Source organism: Streptomyces sp. NPDC048461 (genome assembly GCF_055587105.1).
Map to the genome: position 1 here is coordinate 1 of NZ_JBVJGW010000013.1, position 16,565 is coordinate 16,565.

A 16,565-nucleotide genomic window follows, 5' to 3' on the forward strand; every position below is an offset into this window, starting at 1 on the left:
CCAACGACGCCGTCTTCATGCCCAAATTCGGCGACCGCACCGCCGACGACCGAGCCCGCGCCATCCTCCGCGAACACTTCCCCACACGAGACATCGTCCCCGTCCCCATCGATACCATCGCCTCCGGCGGAGGCGGCATCCACTGCTCCACCCACGACCAACCCGGCACACCCGCCCCCTGACCCCCACCCCCCAACACCCGCGCACCACCGGAGACACCGTGTCCCAGCCCAGGCGCTCCTCCCCCACGCGTCGCGTTCCGCTGCTGCCCGGCCTGATCCTGCTCGCCATCGTGGCGGCGGTCGCCGCGGGGGCCTGGCTCCAGTTCGGCGAGCGCCAGGCCCTGGACACGGTGTACACCGCGGGGCGCGCCGATCCCGACCGGGTCGACGTCGAGGCGACCGTCCAGCGCGTCGACGCGGCCGGGCGGGAGATGGTGCTGCGCGTGCTGGTCACGCCCCGGGGCGCCCTGGCCGAGGCCGGCGGTGTCTCCCCCGTGGAGGACCTCACCCTGCAGACCTCGACGGCGACCCGGGGCGACCTGACCTTCAAGGCCCACCAGCGCATCTCCACCCTGGACGTACCGGTGGCGATGACGGGCGGTTCCATCACCGACTACCCGTTCGACTCGTACGAGGCGGCCGTCGAGTTCGGGGCGGTGCTCGGCGGGGAGAAGGTGCCGGTCCGGGTCCTGTTCTCCAACAACGACGTGCTCTTCTCCGCCGCGGTGGACGCCTCGACGGCGGACGGCGCCGCCGTCCTCGACATCGGGCTGGCCCGGTCCAACAGCGTGCTCGTCTTCGCGGTGTTCATGATGATCGCGATGTGGGCGCTCGCCGTGTCCGTCCTGATCGGCGGGTGGTTCCTCGTCACCCGCCGCAAGGGGCTCACCTGGCCCGCCCTCGGCTGGATGGCCGCCACGCTGTTCGCCCTCGCGGCCTTCCGCAACACGGCCCCGGGCACCCCGCCCATCGGCTGTCTGCTCGACTACCTCGCGTTCCTGTGGGCGGAGACGGTCATCGCGTTCTGCCTGATCACCGTGGTCGTCGCGGGCATCCGCGCCGAACCCCGCCGCACCACGGACCCGCCGGTGGGCGCGGAGCCCTGACGCGGCCGGCGACGGAACCCCGACGGCGCCGTCAGTGCTCCCACGACCGCGGGCGGTCCAGCGCCTCCCGCTCCGCGCGGAGCAGGGGCCCGTCGGGCAGCAGCACGGTGAAGTCGTCCCGCTCGTGATCGTCCCTGTCCCGCTCCATGCGCTCGCGCAGGGAGGACAGGGAGCGCGGCCAGAAGCCGACCTCGTACGCGGCCACCGGATCGGACCGCCAGGCGTGCATCAGCTCGGCGTCGTCGGCGTCGGCGTCGAGCGGTGCGAGGCACACCGTCCTGCCGCGCCGGCACGGCACTCGCCCGGTCTCCGCGGCATCGTTCGGCTCGTCATCGATCACGGCGGGATGCTACGGCCCTGACCGTCGGAGCCGCCAACGCTTTCCGCCGCCGCCCGGCGGGAGCGGGAAAACTGCTCCGCAATTGACAGTTGGGGCCTGCGGGTACCGGGGTGCGGTGAATGATGACCCCGACATGACCGGAGTCCGCGCAGCGACGCTCGCGTGTCCGCGGCCCTCACGGCGGAGCGGACCGTGGCTGCGGGCTGTCGTCTTCACCGTGTTCAGCTCGGTGTTGGCCGTCGTGGCCCACCGACTGGCCTCGGGGGAAGCGGTGTTCTGGCAGGGATCGGCGCTCGGAGCGACCGGCGTCTTCGCCTGCGCGTGGCCCGCGGCCCGCACCTCCCGGTCCTGGTGGCAGGTGCTCGCGGCCACCGGGGCCGCCCAACTCCTGCTGCACCGCGCCGTGTCCGTACGGCATCCCGTACGGCACGGGCACCACGACGGGTACAGCGGGGTGCCGGAGACCGCGCACGCGGTGCACCACGGCCCGTGGGCCATTACGGTGGCCCACTGCGCGGCCGCGTGCCTGATGGCACTCCTCATGTACCGCGCGGACCGGGTGCTCAGCCGGCTCCCGGAGACGGTCGGCCGCTGGGCCGGCACGGCGGCCGCCACGGCCCGCGCGGCCTTCGGGGTCGGCTGCCGGTCCCGCGTCCGGCCCCGCCCGCGGGCGGTGTGCGTACCGCCGGACGGCCACGCCCCGCGGCTGTCGGTGACGACGGTGCTCCGGCACGCGGTGGTGCGTCGGGGACCTCCCGTCCGATGGGCGGGAGACGTTCCCCTGATCCCGGCGGGCCGTGCGCCGACACGGCGAGGCCCGCCCCACGCACCGAGAGGGTTCCGCCATCATGACCGGATCAGATACCGGCGCATACACCAGCCCAGACATCGGTTCAGACACCGGAGCGAACACCGGCGCAGAGACCCGTACGCGCCTGCGCAGGCTCGGCGCCGCCGGCCTCGGCGCCCTGGTGGTCCTGGGCCTGGCCGCCGGACCGGCCGCAGCGCACGCCGGGGTGAGCGCCTCCGACCCGCGTGCGCTCGCCGAGAACGTCACGCTGTCCTTCACGTCCGAGGCGGAGTCGGACACCGCCGGCATCGCGGAGCTCCGGGTCGTCCTGCCGAAGGGCATCGCCCCGGACACCGTGACGCTGAAGGACGCTCCCGAAGGATGGAAGCTCGCCGCGACCCCGGACGGGTACGCGATCGGCGGCGCCGCGCTCGCCACCGGCACGGACGCCGAGTACAGCATCACGGTCCGACAGCTGCCGGACGAGAAGTCCCTGGCGTTCAAGACGCTGGAGACCTACGGCGACGGGAAGGTCTCCCGCTGGATCGAGGTGCCCACCGACGGCGAGAAGGTCGACAATCCGGCCCCGGTCCTGCAGCTGAAGGCAGCGGCCCTCGGGGCCAGGGCGATCGCCCCGAGCCCCTCGCCGTCCCCGACCCCGCCCCCGAGCGCCGAGCCGTCCGGCCGGCCGTCCGCGGCGGCCCCCTCTGCCCCCGTCGCCTCGGCGAACCCGCCGGCGGCGGGCGAGGAGGCGGGCAGCAGTACCGGAGCCGTCGTCGGCGTCGTCGCGGCGGTCGTCCTGCTCGCCGCCGCCGGCGCGTTCTGGTGGCTCCGGCGCAGCCGGGCCCGGGCCTGACACCCGGCCCGTACGGCCGTGGGGGGGGGCGGGCGCGGGCCGGGGGGGCGCGCCCGGCGGCGGGGCCGGGGGGGGCGCGCGGGGCGGGGCGGGGGCGAGGGGCGGGCGGCGGGGGGGGGGGGCGCGCGGGGGGGCCCGGCGCCGCCCCCCCCCCGCGCCGGCGGGGGGGGGGGCGCCCCCCGGGCCCGGCCCCCCCCCCCCCCCCCCCCCACGGCCGCGGGGCCGTCACCCGGAGGCCGTCAGCCGAAGACCGTCACCCGGAGGCCGTCATCGCTGCGGGGAGGTGATGCGCACGCTCTCGCGCACGGTGACCTGGTCGATGTCGGTGGTGCGGACCGTCAGGTTCAGGGTCCACTCGCCGGGCATGGGCAGGCGCAGGTCGTAGGCGGCCCAGAACCCCTTCTGGTTCTTCAGCCTGGCGTCGAGCGGGCCGATCTTCAGGTCCTCCTGGGTGAGCGTGAGGCGGAGTTCGGGGACGGTGGCCAGGCCCCCGTCCGCGGTGAACACCACGACCTCCACCGTGTTCTCGCCCACGCGTCCGGGCGCGAGCGTGACCTGCGCCGTACCGCTGCGGCCGGCCGTCCCCATGTCGAACGGGAACGTGACCACCTTCGCCTGCGGCTCCTGCGCCGTGGCCGCCTGGGCGCTCTCGCCGGCCGCGCGGCTGGGCTGGGTCCCGGTGAGCAGGGTGGTGAGCGCGAGGACCACCACGCCGAGCACGGCTTCGGCGGTCACCGTACGGCGCAGGCCGCGCCGGTACCGGTCGTCCGCGGGGGTGCCCGCAGGGTCGGCCTCCGGAACGTCCGCCGGTGGCGGCCCGGCCCCGTCGCCCGACGGGTCGGGGGCGGCGGAGGCGGACCCGGGTGCGGCGGCGGGTGACCCGGCGCCGGTCGGCGCCCCGACCGTCTGCACGACCCTCACCCGCTCCGGCTCGGGCACCTCCCGGGTCCCCGCGACCGGCAGCTCCCCGGGGAGGAGACGGGCGGTCCACCGGCGGGCGAAGGCCGCCGCGCACAGGACCAGCAGCACGGCGGCGATCTTGACGAGCAGGATCCGGCCGTACGACGTGGTGGTCAGCGCCTCCCAGGAGCCGACCTGCCGCCAGGACTGGTAGACCCCGGTGGCGACCAGGACGGCGACGGCGGTGAAGGCCAGGGCCGAGAAGCGGCCGATCGCGGACGCCGGAACGACATCGGCGCTGCCGGGCCCGGCCCCCCGGTGGCGGAGGAGGGCCACCAGCGTGATCAGCCCGCCCAGCCAGACCCCCATGGCCAGCAGGTGCAGGACGGCGACGGGGACGGCCAGCGGCACCTGGATGCCGGCGGAGGCGTGTTCGGCGGCGGCCCAGGTGAGCGCCAGCGCCAGGGCGAGCACCGCAGCGGCCGCGCGGACCCGGGTCCCGGGGAGCGGTGGCGGCGCTCCAGCGCCCTGCCGGTCGAGCCGTGCGGCGGGCCACCGCAGCGCGGCCGCGGCGGCCGCGAGCAGCACGAGTCGTAGGAGCAGCGCGATCCCGGGCCTCCCGGTGAGGGTCCGGGCCAGGTCGGACGGATCGAGCACCGACGTGAGCGGGGCGCCGGTCTCGTACGGGCCGCGCAGCAGCAACAGGGCGGCGGTGGACGCCACCAGCGCGGCCCATCCCGCGACGATCAGCCGGCGCACCGGGCGGGCCGCCCCCGCCTCGGGCCGGCAGCGCAGCACGAACGCCGCGGCGCCGACGAGGAGCGCGAGACCGCTGTACGCGACGTACCGGAAGAAGCCGTACAGGCGGCTGGCCGCGGTGTCGTCCGGCGAACCGGTGGCCACCACGGCGGCGGTCTCCGACAGCCGCCCGACGGAGAAGACGAACGCGCCGGAGATCGGGTGGCCGTCGGCGGAGACGACCCGCCAGGCCACGGTGTACGTGCCCTGCGGGATCCCGTCGGACAGCTCCACCCGGGCGGTGTGCTCCTGGCCGTCCGCGTGGTGCGCCGGGCGCGGGTTCACGCGCTCGTTGTCCGGCGACAGCACGCGCAGGGAGTCGTCCGAGAAGCTGACCGACTCGGTGAAGGTGAGCGTGACCTGACGCGGAGCCGTCTTGAGGACGGTGCCGTCGGCGGGATCGGACCCGCTGAGGGCGGTGTGCGCGGAGGCCGGCCCCGCCGCGCTCAGGACGAGGGCGATCACGGTGAGCAGGGCGGCGAACAGGGTCAGGAGGGTCCGCGGCGTCGTGGAGGTCGGCGATCCAGTGTGCATGGGCGAGGCAGTCTCCGGGGGCGGTCGCCGGAGGCGGCACCGCCGCCCGGGTGCGGTCGTGCACGGCGGGAGTCGGACGGCGGGGCTCCCCCGGGAGCGACGGGTCGGACGCGGGCGGGTCGGGAACTCAGGGCGAGATGTGGACCCTAGTCCCGCCGGCCCGGGGGCGGAGGGGCTTGCGCATCTTCGGCTAAAGCCTGCCCGCGGGACCCGGCCGGGGGCGCTCTCCCTGTACGGTGCGCCCGCTCCGCGCCGGCCCGTCCGCCCGGGATTCCGCCGCGGGCCGCGACCGCTCGCGAGGTTCCTTGAATCAGGCAGGTTTGAAAGCTCCCGCAGAGAACAGACGGTGTTCTGACACAGGCTTTATACGACGAGGTAGGAGACGCATCGTGGGCATCATCGCTTGGATCCTCATCGGTCTGATTGCAGGCTTCATCGCGAAGGCGCTGATGCCGGGCAAGGACCCGGGCGGCATCATCATCACCATCCTCATCGGCGTCGCCGGCGGTCTGCTCGGCGGCTGGCTCGGCAAGGTCATATTCGGCGTCGACTCCATCGACGGCTTCTTCGACCTCTCCACCTGGATCGCCGCCATCATCGGCTCGGTGATCCTCCTGGTCATCTACCGCGTCGTCACCGGCGGCCGTCGCAGCCACGCCTGACACCGCGCCCGCGCGGCGTCACACGTACAGGGGTTCGCCCGTTCACGGGCGAACCCCTGACGCGTTCCCGGCCCGGGGCAACGGCGAACGGCGCGCTCCCCCACCGCTTGTCATCGGTACGGGGGAACGGCGGAACGGCCTCCGCTACGCGAGGGAGGAGCTGGACCTGCCGCTCGGCCCGAAGCGCTCGCAGCATCCCGTACCGGCACGGCGCGACGCGCGGCGCACTCGCGAACTGCCGGTCGCCACCGCCCGGCAGCCCTTCCCCGCCCAGGGCCTGGACGCCCCGCTGGACGAGATCACCCACCGACCCGGAGTCGCCAACGCCGCCCTGCACCGGCACGGTGACCTGGGAGGCGGCGCGGGAGGCGGACGATGCATGGAGCGCCTTGGCCGCGTATCTCGCGACCGTCTTCGCCGTGCTCACCTCCGACCGCTGCCACCTCACCTTCCTCCTGGACAGCCGGCGTACCGCCGCCACTGCCCTCACGCCGGAGCAACTCGCCGACGTCCTAACCGACCTGGGTCCGTACGGCACCCGCGTGGGCTAGCTCGTCCATTGTGGATCACTCTGGGGAGCGGGACGATGGCGACATGGTCGCTGAAGGAATGCCTGCTAGTCCTGCAAATGACACCGAGAACGGCCTCATCGCGTGCCCGTGCTGCTTCCAGCGAACGTTGGAGGAGCGAGCGAATTTTGAGATCTGCCCAGAGTGCGGCTGGCATGGCAGGACGGCGCGGATGCTCACATCGTCCGGGGCGGTCCCAACGGGCGGCTGAGCTTGGCGCAGGCCCGGTTGGACTACCAGGAGGAAGAGAGACGTGATGAGTCGATGACACGTGGCGGTGAGGGGCTGTGGTTGTCGGAAGCACGGCGCCAGATTTCGGACGTCACTGACCTCCAGCATCGCTGGTTCTCTTTGTCCACCCATGCCGTTGACTGATGCGCAGTGGGTGCGGATCGAACCGCTACTTCCGGACCGGACACCGACACGGGGCGTACGGTGGTGAGGTCGCAAGGTGATCCATGAGATCGCCTACACGTTCCAGACAGTCGGTCCGCCTACCGGAAAAGTACGGCAACTGGCGAGGCGTCTATAACCGGCTACGGATGGATGCGGGCACTCGACGGCACCTGGTAGCGGGTATTCATCGCGCTGATGGCGCAAGCCGATGCCGGCAGGGACCCTACCTGGGCCGTATCGGGGGACTCCACGATCGTGCGGGCACACCAGCATGCGGCTGGGGCCCGTAGAAGGGAACGTAGGCCCACGAACCAGCAGACCACGGCATTGGCCGCTGCCGCGGCGGACTAACCATCATGACTCTTCTCGCTGCCCACGGCCCTTTGCCTTCCCCGCCTTCACGGACGTCATGGCGCATCTGCGCGTGCACCGACGGCGCAGACGACCGCGTACTCGACCGGCCGTGGTCCTGGCCGACAACGCCTATTCGTCACGGGCCATCCGCGCGCTCATGCGCATGCGCGAAATCCGTGTGGTGATCCCCGTCTCGGCGGACCAGCAGGGCCACCGGCTCCACCGAGGCAGCCAGGACGGCAGACCACCCGCCTTCGACCGTGAGACCTGCAAGCAGCGCAACACCGTCGAGCGGTGCATCCACCGCCCCAAGTAATGGCGCGGCATCGCCACCCATTACGAGGAGACGTCCACCATCTACCTCGCCGGGCTCCACCTCGAAGGCACCTTCAGTCCGGTGACCCACAGGAGACCGCCTACGCGCCTTCGCCCGCCGATCGCGATGTCGAATGACACATCAGCCCACCCCCCTCTCCCGAGGGAGACAGAGCCCCGGCCAGTCGGCCGGGGCTCTACTCAGAAGGGAATTACGGGCGTGGGCCGATATCTAACGGACGAACGACTCTACCGGCTCGATCACGAATTCCCCGAGAGATAGCATCCGGGCTGCTTCCTGATATCGACCCCACCATGACCGGTCCACCGGGATACCGCTACCCATATGAATTCTCAAAAGAAAGCGAAAAGCAAATTCGGCAGAGATTGATCTAGCACATTCATCCAATGCAATTCGACTTTCTCCGACGGCGGGCTGGCGTTCCGCCCGGAATCCCGCGGGAAAGATCAACGGCGTCCCGGCGATCAGACTCAGCACGCATTCCAGAACCTCGGGAGAGGTTAGATTCGCCTCCGAATTCAGCGAAACTGCTCCGTGGAGTTCCTGCCACTGCACGCAGACGGCATGCACAGCGTTCAGGAAATCTCGCCCCGACTCGTCTGAGCGGAACCCGTAACAACCATCTGTAGCAAGTGTCCACAGCAGCTCGATCTGCCGATCTTCCAGCGGCGACGCCAACATTGCCGCGACATCGAGCCTGAGGGCCTCAGCGGCCTGGCGGCACCGGAGGCCGATCTGGAACCCCTGTCCCGGCGTCAAAAAGTGCAGGACGACCTGCTCTTTCACTCCTCCGTAGCCCCAGTCCTCATTAAGAAACGTCCCCGACAGTTCAGTTAAGCCGAAGTCGGACTCGGTGAACTTCTCCACGCCGCCCCCCATTTGATGTAGATAGCCATGATGAAGAATCCTAGAGAGCCCAGGATCCACCGTAACCGAGCGAAGCAGAACCGCGAAGGAAGAACCCTTGGTGGCCGCCAATCACCTACTGATGGCCGCTTGCCCATCTCGCACGGCCGCATCCGCGACGCGCTGAGATGTCGCATGACCTTCCAGACGCCATTCCGATGACGGGCCTTGGTGGCAGCTATGTCACAGGCCCGCCCATCCGACGGTCTAACGTGATCCTTCGAGGTATGGACCGGCGTCAACCCCGCGTCCCAGCGACCAACTGGCTTGCCTCCCTCCAACCATGTCCGGAGGGGGACCAGAAGGGGTGCCCATGGGTTGCCGAGATCTCCTCCACCCGTTCTCCGTGACCAGGGACAGCTTGTTGACGTGCGAGTCGTGCTCCGCGATGAAAAGCTCGCCACCGGACGCTCGGCGGTTTCTCCAGCGGATCCGTCGCAAGAACCTCGTCGCCCAATCGCGGCGTTCTACCCTCCCAGGCCGTCATCAGCCCGCTTATACCGTACTGAACCCGCGCGGCATGCTTGTTTCTCTGCAACGCCTCCGGCAAGGGTCTGTGGCCCAGCAGGACGCAGAGCCGTCCCGACTGCAACGGCGACGGCTACACCGACGCCGTCGCCATCGACCCCGTCTCAAGATGTGGGTGTACCCCGCACCGCCGGCACGGGCACGAACACCCTCGGGAACCGCTACGGAGCCCGTCGGCATCGCCCGCGAAGGGAACCTCTTCGACTTCGTGTCCAACGAGGCCGTCCTGGTCGGAAACGGCTGGCACTACTACAACGTCATCCTCTGACCTGAAGGCTCTTCGAGGGGCGGGGGGGGGGGGGGGGGGGGGGGGGGGGCCCCCCCCCCCGCCCCCCCCCCCCCCCCGCCCCTTTCGCATGGCCCGGCCCCCCGGTCGTGACTTCTACCGCACCGCGCCGGCCTGCGGGCCCTGGTCCGCCGGGCGGGCGCGGCGGGGCGGGAAGGCGAGGCCGGTGGGGGTGTTGAGGCCGGAGGAGTCCAGAGTGGTCTGGGCGCCGTCGGAGGGGCGGACGCGGACGACGCGGTTGTTGAAGGCGTCGGCCACGAAGAGCATGCCCTGGGCGTCGAGCGCGAGGCCGAGCGGGCTGCTCAGGCCGCTGGTGGGCACGGTGTTCTGGGCGCCGGTGCCACCGGCGATCCGCACCACGCGGTTGTTGCCGCTGTCCGACACGTAGAGGTCCCCGGTCGAGCTCAGCGCGAGGCCGGTGGGCTGGGAGAGGCCGGTGGTGGGGACGGTGGACTGCCCGCCCCCGGCCGCGGCGACCTTCACGATGCGGTCGTTGACGAAATCGGAGATGTACAGGTCCCCGTCGGGCTCCAGGGCCAGGCCCCAGGGGTGCAGCAGTCCCGTGGTGGGAACGGTGGTCTGGCCGCTGCCGTCCGCGGGCACCTTCACCACGCGGTCGTTGAAGCTGTCGGCGATGTAGAGCGTGCCGGCGGTGTCGACGGCGAGGCCCAGGGGGCGCGAGAGGCCCTCGGTGGGAACGGTGACCTGCCCGCTCCCGTCCGGGGAGGACCGCACCACGCGGTTGTTGCCGGTGTCGGCGACGAAGAGGCCGCCCGTACGGTCCCAGGCCAGGCCCGTCGGTCGTACCAGGCCGTCCAGCGGGAGCGTGGTCTGACCGCCGCCGTCGGCGGGCAGGGTGACGACGCGGTTGTTGCCGTAGTCGGAGACGTACAGCGGGGGGTTGAGGGGCGACCGTACGTCGTCCGGCTGGGCGGCGCCCACCGGTCCCGCGGGCAGCGCGCACAGGAGCAGCAGTCCGGCGAGGGCGACCAGGCGGCGGGCCGTCCGGTGCCGGGTCCGGCCCGCGGGTGTCCGGCCCGCGCGGGCCTGGACCGTGTGCGCCCGGGGCTCGGGGGTCCGGGGCTCGGGGGTCCGGGGCTCGTGTGCGTGCGACTCGGCCGTGGTGCGTTCCACGATTCCACCCACCTGTTCCGGAGCGGTCGGCCGTGTGCCGTGCCGGCCTGGTCCCGCCGACCCTAGGCAGCGGCCGGGGGCCGGGCGGGAGCCACGCCCTCCCGCCCGGCGCGGGCCACTCCAATGCGCGCGAGCCGGCGGGACCGTGCCCGGGGTCCGTACCGGGAGCCACGGATGTACACCGAGCCGGGCCGTCGTACGTGGCGCCGGTCCCTCGTACCGTGGGGTGGGCAGGCCGCCCCGTGCCCGGCCGGCGCCGCTCGGACCGCGGGACGGCCCGTTCGCCCCGTCCCCACCCCTCCGCCCGCCGCGGCGGCGCCGGTCGGTCAGCCCGCCGGGTCCGTGCCGACGGACTGCCGGTACGCCACGTGTCCGCCGAGCGCGCCCGTCAGGGCCACCGCGGCCAGGCCGCCCAGCGACCACAGCCGGCCCTTCGCCTGGCGGCCGCCCAGCCGGGCCCCCAGGGACACCGCGTAGCACGTGACGGCGGCCGCGTTCGCGAGCGCGTGGGCCAGGCCGACCCGGGCCTGCTCGGGCGGCAGGTCCGCCCAGTCGACCCAGCCGGCGACCGCGGCCGGCCCCACCCCCGCGAGCCCGACCGCCGTCAGGGTCGCCGCCGCGTTCCGGGACCCCGGTACGGCCGCGTCGAGGACGGAGGCCGAGAGCCAGCAGCCGATCGGCACCTGCACCAGTACGGGGTGGAGGGGGTGGCCCATGGGCCGTACACGCAGCAGGTCCCGGGCCCCGCCGAGGGGAAGGGCGCGGATCCCCCGCTGGAGGGCGCGGACGGCCGGGTCCGCCGCGGTCGTCCGCTCGATGCGGCCCAGCGCGGTGAGCCACCGGACGGATCCCGTGCGGAGCACCGCGCCCGTCCGGCCCGTCCGGGGGGTGTCGGCGGCATGTGTGGGGTTCATGCCCGACGCCTACCCGGCACGGCGGCCCCGGTCGCGTACACGAGGCCGACTGCCTCCGAACGGGTCGGGCGCCCGGCTCACGTTCGGGCGCCCGGCTCACCGCCGGGATGGCGCGGCTCACCGCCGGTCGCCCGGAGGCCCGTCCGAAGGCGCCGATCGCGGGGCCGCCCGGCCCCTGCGCCCGTCCCGGCCCGCGCCCCACGTGGCCCGCACGGCCCCCGGCGTCCGCGCCGTTCGTTGGTTAGGCTGGATGCCGGACATCCGCCTCCGTCGCGACGACTGGAGCGTCCCGTGTCGAACCGCAAGCCGCACCTGCTGCGCACGGCCGCCGCGGCCGCGACCGTGATCACCTTGGCCGGCGTGCCCGCCGGTCCCGCCCTCGCGTTCACCGGCGGCAACCACGAGACCGTCACGCGCGCCGCCCTGTCCTGGGAACCGGTCACCCTGTCCGCCATGGCCGACGCCCGCAAGGGAGCCGTCAACGCCGACGACCACGGCGGGTACTTCCTCATCGGCCCCCTGCACTGCGACAACGCCGACTACCTCGCCCCGCGCCACGTCGAGGACTATCCCCGCAGCCGGGACGAGGCCACCACCGAGCTCCTCGCCTGCGTCCGGACCTCCGTCGCCCACTTCCGCAACGCGGTCCGGGCCGCGGACGGCCTCGTCGACGCCCGCGGCGCGGTCCGGGCCGACCAGAGCGACCTGTCGTCCCCCTGTACCTGGCAGGAGACGCCCGGTCCCGCCAAGTGCGACGTACTGGAGGAGCTCGGCCGCAGCTGGCACCCGGTCCAGGACTTCTACGCCCATTCGAACTGGTCCGACCGCGCCGCGCCGGGTGCGGTCGGCGTCGGGAATCCCCCCGGACTCGCCCGTGACGGGGTCGCCCCCTTCTTCGACGTCCGCCGCTACAGCGGCATGGAGGACGCCGACTGGACCCGCGAGGCCCGGGCGCTCATCCCCGAGGACCTGGCGACCGGTTGCTACTCCGACTTCGATTCCAGCGGCGTCAAGGACGGCGACTGCGCGGGCCGCGTCACCCACAACCGCGACCTGAACAAGGACACCGCCGCGTCCCAGCGTTCGAGGACCGGCGACAACTTCGACCGTGCCGTCGCCGGGGCCACCGCCGAGACGACCCGCCAGTGGAACGACTTCCGGGCCGAGCTCCGGGCCGCCTATCCCGATCACCGGCGCGGCGAGCAGATGATCTGCGTCCTCACGCACGACGACCCCGCCGCGAGCTGCCCCTGACGCGGCGAATGCCCGCCCCGTGTACCCCGTCACGCCGAAACGGCGCCCCGCCCGGGTGATCAGGCCGGCTCCGGGGTACCCACCCGGCATGATCACTGTGGGCGTCGAAGAGGAATACCTGCTGGTCGATCCGCACACGCTCCTGCCCGTTCCGCTCGTGCGGCAGGTACGGGCCACGGCCAGCCTGGCGCCGATCGCGGACGAGCAGGAGGTCCAGGACGAACTGCTCCAGGCGCAGATCGAAGTCGCCACCCCCGTGTGCACGGCCCTGGAGGAGGTCGGGGGTCACCTCCTGCGGCTGCGCCACGCGGTCGCCACCTCGGCCCAGGCGAACGGCTGCCGCATCGCGATCTCCGCGACCGCGCCGGTCAGGGACGTCCTGCCGGTACCCGTCACCGACACGGCGAGGTACCTGGAGATGCGCTCCGAAGCACGGCTGCTGGTCGACGAGCAGCTGATCTGCGGCATGCACGTGCACGTGGGGGTCCCCGACCGGGAGACCGGGGTGGCGGTCCTGAACCGGCTGCGCGTCTGGCTCCCGACCCTCCTGGCGATGTCGGCGAACGGGCCCCTGTGGGACGGCCGGGACACCGGGTTCGCCAGCTGGCGCACGATCGTCTTCGGCCGCTGGCCGGTGAGCGGACCCGCACCGTACTTCGCGGGGCTCGCGGACTACGAGGCGCGGGCCGACGGGCTGGTGGAGTCGGGGCTGGTCCCCGACCGGGGCCAGATGTACTGGCAGGCGCGGCTCTCCGAGCGGTACCCGACCGTCGAGGTGCGCTGCTGTGACGTGCAGCTGGAGGCGGACGACGCGGTGATGCTCGCCGGAATCGTCCGCGGCCTCGTCGCCACCGCCATCGCCGAGGAGAAGGCCGGAGCCGCTCCCCCGCTGTGCCCGCCGGAGGTCCTGCAGGCGGCGACGTGGCACGCGGCCCGGCACGGGGTGACCGGCACCCTCCTGGATCCGGCAGGCGGCCGGCTGCGGCGCGGCGCGGACGTGCTGGGCGCGCTCCTCCAGCACGTCCGGCCCGCCCTGGAGGAGAACGGTGACTACCGCGAGGTGAGGTCCCTCGTCCACCGGCTCCTCCGGCAGGGCACGGCGGCCGACCGGCAGCGGCGGGCACTGGCCGACACCGGTCTGCCGGCCGTGGCGGCCCTGATCACCGCGGGTGCGACCACCGGCTGAGCGGCCCCCGGAGCGGGGCCCGTTCACCCGGGCGGCGCTCCGCCGGCGACGGGATCCGCGTACGGTTCCACCGGGCCGCGAGCCGCCTGGTCCCGGGCCGGACGGCGGAGGCGCGGCGGAGCGTCGGGGGAGCCGGACGGCGGGTGTGCGGGTGCGGGCGGTGCGCGCTCGTGTGTATGTGGTGATGGGTTCCGTGTGGATCCGACCGGCCCCATCCCCTTCGAGGAGTCTCCATGAAGCGTCTTCCCGTGATCGGTCTGCTCTGCGCCACCGCGCTCTTCGGCCTGGCCGCCTGCTCCGACGACAGCAGCTCGCCCTCGGAGGAGGCCACCAAGGCCGCGAGCGAGCTGTGCACCGACCTGAACGCGCTCAAGGCGGACAACGCCAAGCTCAAGGCGCTCGACCCGGCGAACGCGACCAAGGACCAGGTCAAGGACGCCCAGCAGGCCGTCCAGGACGACTGGAACAGCGTCAAGGAGAACACGAGTCAGCTCAAGGAGGCCGAGCGGTCGGCCGTCCAGAGCGCGGCCGAGGGGCTGAAGAAGGCGTACGACGACCTGCCGGGCGACACGACGGGCCAGCAGGCGCTGACCCAGCTCCAGCCGCAGATCCAGCAGCTGGAGCAGGCGACGACCGCCGCGTCCACCGGGCTCAAGTGCTGACGACGGCTGCCGCCTGACGGCCGCGCACGGAGCGCTCGGCGCCCGCCGGGCGGCCTGACTGCCGGCCGGGTGACGGGGCGACCCGGCCGGCGGGCCCGTCCCCGGGCCGGCGGGGCGGAGCCGTGGCGCGGCGGGCCCCGCACGCAGGTGCGATGCTGGGAAGCGGTAGGGGGCCGACGGCCGGCCCGTCGTGCCGGCCCCGTCAGCAAGGGAGAACGACATGCCAGGTCTTCTTCGGGGCGTCGCCCGCACCGCGGTGGTCGCCGGTACGGCGACGGCGGTGTCCAACCGTGTTTCCCGGCGCCAGGCGGGCAGGTGGGCCGGGCAGGAAAGCCAGGCCCAGCAGCAGCCGCAGCAGTACGCCGCACCGGCACCCGCTGCCGCGCCGCCGTCGATGGCGGACGACGTGGGCAACAGGATCGATCAGCTCAAGGAACTCGGAGCGCTGAAGGAGCAGGGCATCCTGACCGAGGCGGAGTTCGCCCAGCAGAAGAGCGTGATCCTCGGCACCTGACCACCCCGCACCGCGTTCGCCGCACCGCGTTCGCCGCCGGCCGGCCACGCGGGGAATCCCGCAGTCGGAGACGCCGTCCCCGACTGCGGGATTCGCCGTGCAAGGGCCGGCCCGGCCGGGTCACTGCGGCGGCAGGGCGCCTTCGTCGGCGTCGAGGGAGGCGAGGAGCGCCTGGACGGGGATGCGGCCGCCCGCCACCATCTGCGCGCCGCTGCGGCGCAGGGCCCGGGCGAAGGGAGCGGCCCACCGGTTCTCGTACACCAGGATCGCGGCCGCGTTGCCCGGCTGGAGGGCGTTGCCGGCTTCGTCGAGGTCGTCCTGGCCCAGCAGTTCGGAGGACGCGCCTTCGAAGACGGACAGGGCGAAGGAGTTCGTGTCGTCGTCGAGGCCCGTGAGTTCCAGGGCCGTGACGGTTCCGTCCGTGTCCTTCCGCACGAAGCGGAGATCGAGGATGTGGATGATGCCCTTCTCCACCAGGTCGATCAGCAGGGGGAACGCCTCGCCCGTCATGCGGTTTCCGGGGAACTCGACGACCAGGTAGTCGACGGGGCCCATGTCTTCGATGTCGTCGCTCATGAGCACTCCTTGCGCGTGGCTCGGCCCGGCGGTCGCTCCGCCGGCGCCCGGCCCGAGCGGGCCGGTGGCCGGTCGGGGGAGCTTCGATGGCCGGGCACGGTTCTGTTCTCATTGCAGCACCCGCCGTGGGGCCCCGCACCTTCGCCCGGCGCCCGCGCCGTCGCCGTCCCCGGCGGGCTGCGGGACGGGCGCCGGGTTCAGCCGGTGAGCTGGTAGAGGCTCCGGCCGACGAGCCACAGCCCCAGCAGGAGGCAGATGACGACGATCGCCGGGTCCTTGTGGTGTTCCAGCCATCCCCGCAGGCCCAGCAGGACGCGTTGGGCCCGCTCGGGCGAGAACACGATGTACAGCTCCATGGCCAGCAGGGTGGAGGTGGCCAGGAGGCAGAAGCCCATGAGGGCCAGGAAGGACTCGGTGTGGGAGAGGTCGGCCTGCACGACGGTGGCAGCGGCCGCGCCGACCAGCCCCCAGGGCTGGAGGAGCACGGCGAGGGCCGCCGCGGACCACCCGGTGGCGTCGTCCATGCGGGAGGTCACGGACGTACCGGCCGGGTCGGTCGGGTCTGCCGGATCTGCCGGGCTCGTCGGCTCCGTCGGGCTCGCCGGGGCCGTCGGCTCGGCCGGGGCCGTCGGCTCGGGCGCGGGGGGACCCTGGGCCGTCTTCGCCCGCCTGCCGCGGCGGCGGCGCCGCTCGCTGTACACCACGAGGCCGATCCCGATGACGAGCGTGGCCGCCAGGGCCGCGATCGACGGGGGCGAGCGGGGCGGAGGCGGTTGACCGCCGGTGAGCAGCAGGACGACCGCCATCACGGCGACCAGGCACGCCAGCCACGCGAGGATGAAGGCCAGGCCGTTGCGCACCCCGCGCGATCCGGACACGACCAGGACGAAGGCCATGACGGGGAGCGGGAACAGCGTCACGGCCAGGCCGATGAGGAGCAGGTCGAGCACCATGGCGGCGG

The 16,565-nt window shown here is 73.1% G+C and carries 18 protein-coding genes and 1 pseudogene; 12 read left to right on the forward strand and 7 right to left on the reverse strand.

The genetic code is table 11. The annotated features are described in order from the left end of the window. Both ACZ6S8_RS22590 and ACZ6S8_RS22595 read left to right on the forward strand, forming a co-directional pair. Positions 1-182 (forward strand): agmatine deiminase family protein (locus tag ACZ6S8_RS22590; protein ID WP_469458399.1); only part of this gene is annotated, 182 nt, incomplete at its 5' end. Between the two features lie 38 nt (positions 183-220). Beyond that, the gene (locus ACZ6S8_RS22595; RefSeq protein ID WP_469458400.1) at positions 221-1,108 is read left to right on the forward strand and encodes a DUF4436 domain-containing protein; all 888 of its coding nucleotides are present in this window, start codon (positions 221-223) and stop codon (positions 1,106-1,108) included. A 31-nt stretch (positions 1,109-1,139) separates the two neighbouring features. On the opposite strand, the gene ACZ6S8_RS22600 is transcribed toward ACZ6S8_RS22595, so the two are convergent. After that, positions 1,140-1,448 carry a hypothetical protein gene (locus ACZ6S8_RS22600; protein ID WP_469458401.1) on the reverse strand — a complete coding sequence of 103 codons (309 nt, stop codon included), beginning with the start codon at positions 1,446-1,448 and terminating at the stop codon, positions 1,140-1,142. Between the two features lie 848 nt (positions 1,449-2,296). Here ACZ6S8_RS22600 and ACZ6S8_RS22605 point away from each other — a divergent pair. Beyond that, complete coding sequence (locus ACZ6S8_RS22605) at positions 2,297-3,094, forward strand: DUF1775 domain-containing protein (RefSeq protein WP_469458403.1); 798 nt, start codon at positions 2,297-2,299, stop codon at positions 3,092-3,094. Positions 3,095-3,361: 267 nt separating this feature from the next. Here the strand turns inward: ACZ6S8_RS22605 and ACZ6S8_RS22610 are convergent, their stop codons facing one another. Then, positions 3,362-5,326: a copper resistance CopC/CopD family protein gene (locus ACZ6S8_RS22610; RefSeq protein ID WP_469458405.1), complete on the reverse strand. Its 1,965-nt coding sequence runs from the start codon at positions 5,324-5,326 to the stop codon at positions 3,362-3,364. A gap of 389 nt (positions 5,327-5,715) precedes the next feature. Between ACZ6S8_RS22610 and ACZ6S8_RS22615 the strand changes: the two genes are divergently transcribed. The 4 genes and pseudogenes from ACZ6S8_RS22615 to ACZ6S8_RS22630 form a co-directional block, all read left to right on the forward strand. Then, positions 5,716-5,988, forward strand: coding sequence for a GlsB/YeaQ/YmgE family stress response membrane protein (locus tag ACZ6S8_RS22615; protein ID WP_469458406.1), 273 nt, complete (start codon positions 5,716-5,718; stop codon positions 5,986-5,988). Between the two features lie 389 nt (positions 5,989-6,377). Continuing rightward, positions 6,378-6,539: a hypothetical protein gene (locus tag ACZ6S8_RS22620; protein ID WP_469458408.1), complete on the forward strand. Its 162-nt coding sequence runs from the start codon at positions 6,378-6,380 to the stop codon at positions 6,537-6,539. 58 nt (positions 6,540-6,597) lie between these two features. After that, positions 6,598-6,768, forward strand: a complete 171-nt coding sequence (locus ACZ6S8_RS22625) for a CPCC family cysteine-rich protein (RefSeq protein ID WP_469458727.1) — start codon at positions 6,598-6,600, stop codon at positions 6,766-6,768. Positions 6,769-6,918: 150 nt separating this feature from the next. Further along, positions 6,919-7,686 (forward strand): annotated as a pseudogene (locus ACZ6S8_RS22630) (IS5 family transposase); the annotation flags it as partial. A gap of 168 nt (positions 7,687-7,854) precedes the next feature. Here ACZ6S8_RS22630 and ACZ6S8_RS22635 read toward each other — a convergent pair. After that, entirely contained in the window at positions 7,855-8,511 is a 657-nt protein-coding gene (locus ACZ6S8_RS22635; RefSeq protein WP_469458409.1) for a hypothetical protein, read from the reverse strand. Positions 8,512-9,193: 682 nt separating this feature from the next. On the opposite strand from ACZ6S8_RS22635, the gene ACZ6S8_RS22640 reads away from it, so the two are divergent. After that, the gene (locus ACZ6S8_RS22640) at positions 9,194-9,346 is read left to right on the forward strand and encodes a hypothetical protein (RefSeq protein WP_469458411.1); all 153 of its coding nucleotides are present in this window, start codon (positions 9,194-9,196) and stop codon (positions 9,344-9,346) included. 114 nt (positions 9,347-9,460) lie between these two features. Here ACZ6S8_RS22640 and ACZ6S8_RS22645 read toward each other — a convergent pair whose 3' ends face one another. Continuing rightward, positions 9,461-10,498: a virginiamycin B lyase family protein gene (locus ACZ6S8_RS22645; protein ID WP_469458412.1), complete on the reverse strand. Its 1,038-nt coding sequence runs from the start codon at positions 10,496-10,498 to the stop codon at positions 9,461-9,463. A 326-nt stretch (positions 10,499-10,824) separates the two neighbouring features. Further along, positions 10,825-11,412 (reverse strand): DUF2231 domain-containing protein, encoded by a 588-nt coding sequence (locus ACZ6S8_RS22650; RefSeq protein WP_469458414.1) that lies wholly within the window; start codon positions 11,410-11,412, stop codon positions 10,825-10,827. 291 nt (positions 11,413-11,703) lie between these two features. Here ACZ6S8_RS22650 and ACZ6S8_RS22655 point away from each other — a divergent pair, with 291 nt between their 5' ends. From ACZ6S8_RS22655 to ACZ6S8_RS22670, 4 genes are all read left to right on the forward strand, one after another. Continuing rightward, positions 11,704-12,666, forward strand: a complete 963-nt coding sequence (locus ACZ6S8_RS22655; protein WP_469458415.1) for a hypothetical protein — start codon at positions 11,704-11,706, stop codon at positions 12,664-12,666. Between the two features lie 88 nt (positions 12,667-12,754). Beyond that, a complete protein-coding gene (locus ACZ6S8_RS22660; RefSeq protein ID WP_469458417.1) occupies positions 12,755-13,852 on the forward strand; it encodes a carboxylate-amine ligase in 1,098 nt (365 codons plus the stop codon). Positions 13,853-14,085: 233 nt separating this feature from the next. Beyond that, on the forward strand, positions 14,086-14,514 hold the full coding sequence (locus ACZ6S8_RS22665) for a hypothetical protein (RefSeq protein WP_469458418.1): 429 nt from the start codon (positions 14,086-14,088) through the stop codon (positions 14,512-14,514). Between the two features lie 220 nt (positions 14,515-14,734). Beyond that, the gene (locus ACZ6S8_RS22670) at positions 14,735-15,028 is read left to right on the forward strand and encodes an SHOCT domain-containing protein (RefSeq protein ID WP_469458420.1); all 294 of its coding nucleotides are present in this window, start codon (positions 14,735-14,737) and stop codon (positions 15,026-15,028) included. 120 nt (positions 15,029-15,148) lie between these two features. On the opposite strand, the gene ACZ6S8_RS22675 is transcribed toward ACZ6S8_RS22670, so the two are convergent. Both ACZ6S8_RS22675 and ACZ6S8_RS22680 read right to left on the reverse strand, forming a co-directional pair. Further along, on the reverse strand, positions 15,149-15,604 hold the full coding sequence (locus ACZ6S8_RS22675; RefSeq protein ID WP_469458421.1) for a DUF6325 family protein: 456 nt from the start codon (positions 15,602-15,604) through the stop codon (positions 15,149-15,151). A gap of 197 nt (positions 15,605-15,801) precedes the next feature. Continuing rightward, positions 15,802-16,557, reverse strand: coding sequence for a GAP family protein (locus ACZ6S8_RS22680; protein WP_469458729.1), 756 nt, complete (start codon positions 16,555-16,557; stop codon positions 15,802-15,804). Between the last annotated feature and the right edge of the window lie 8 nt (positions 16,558-16,565).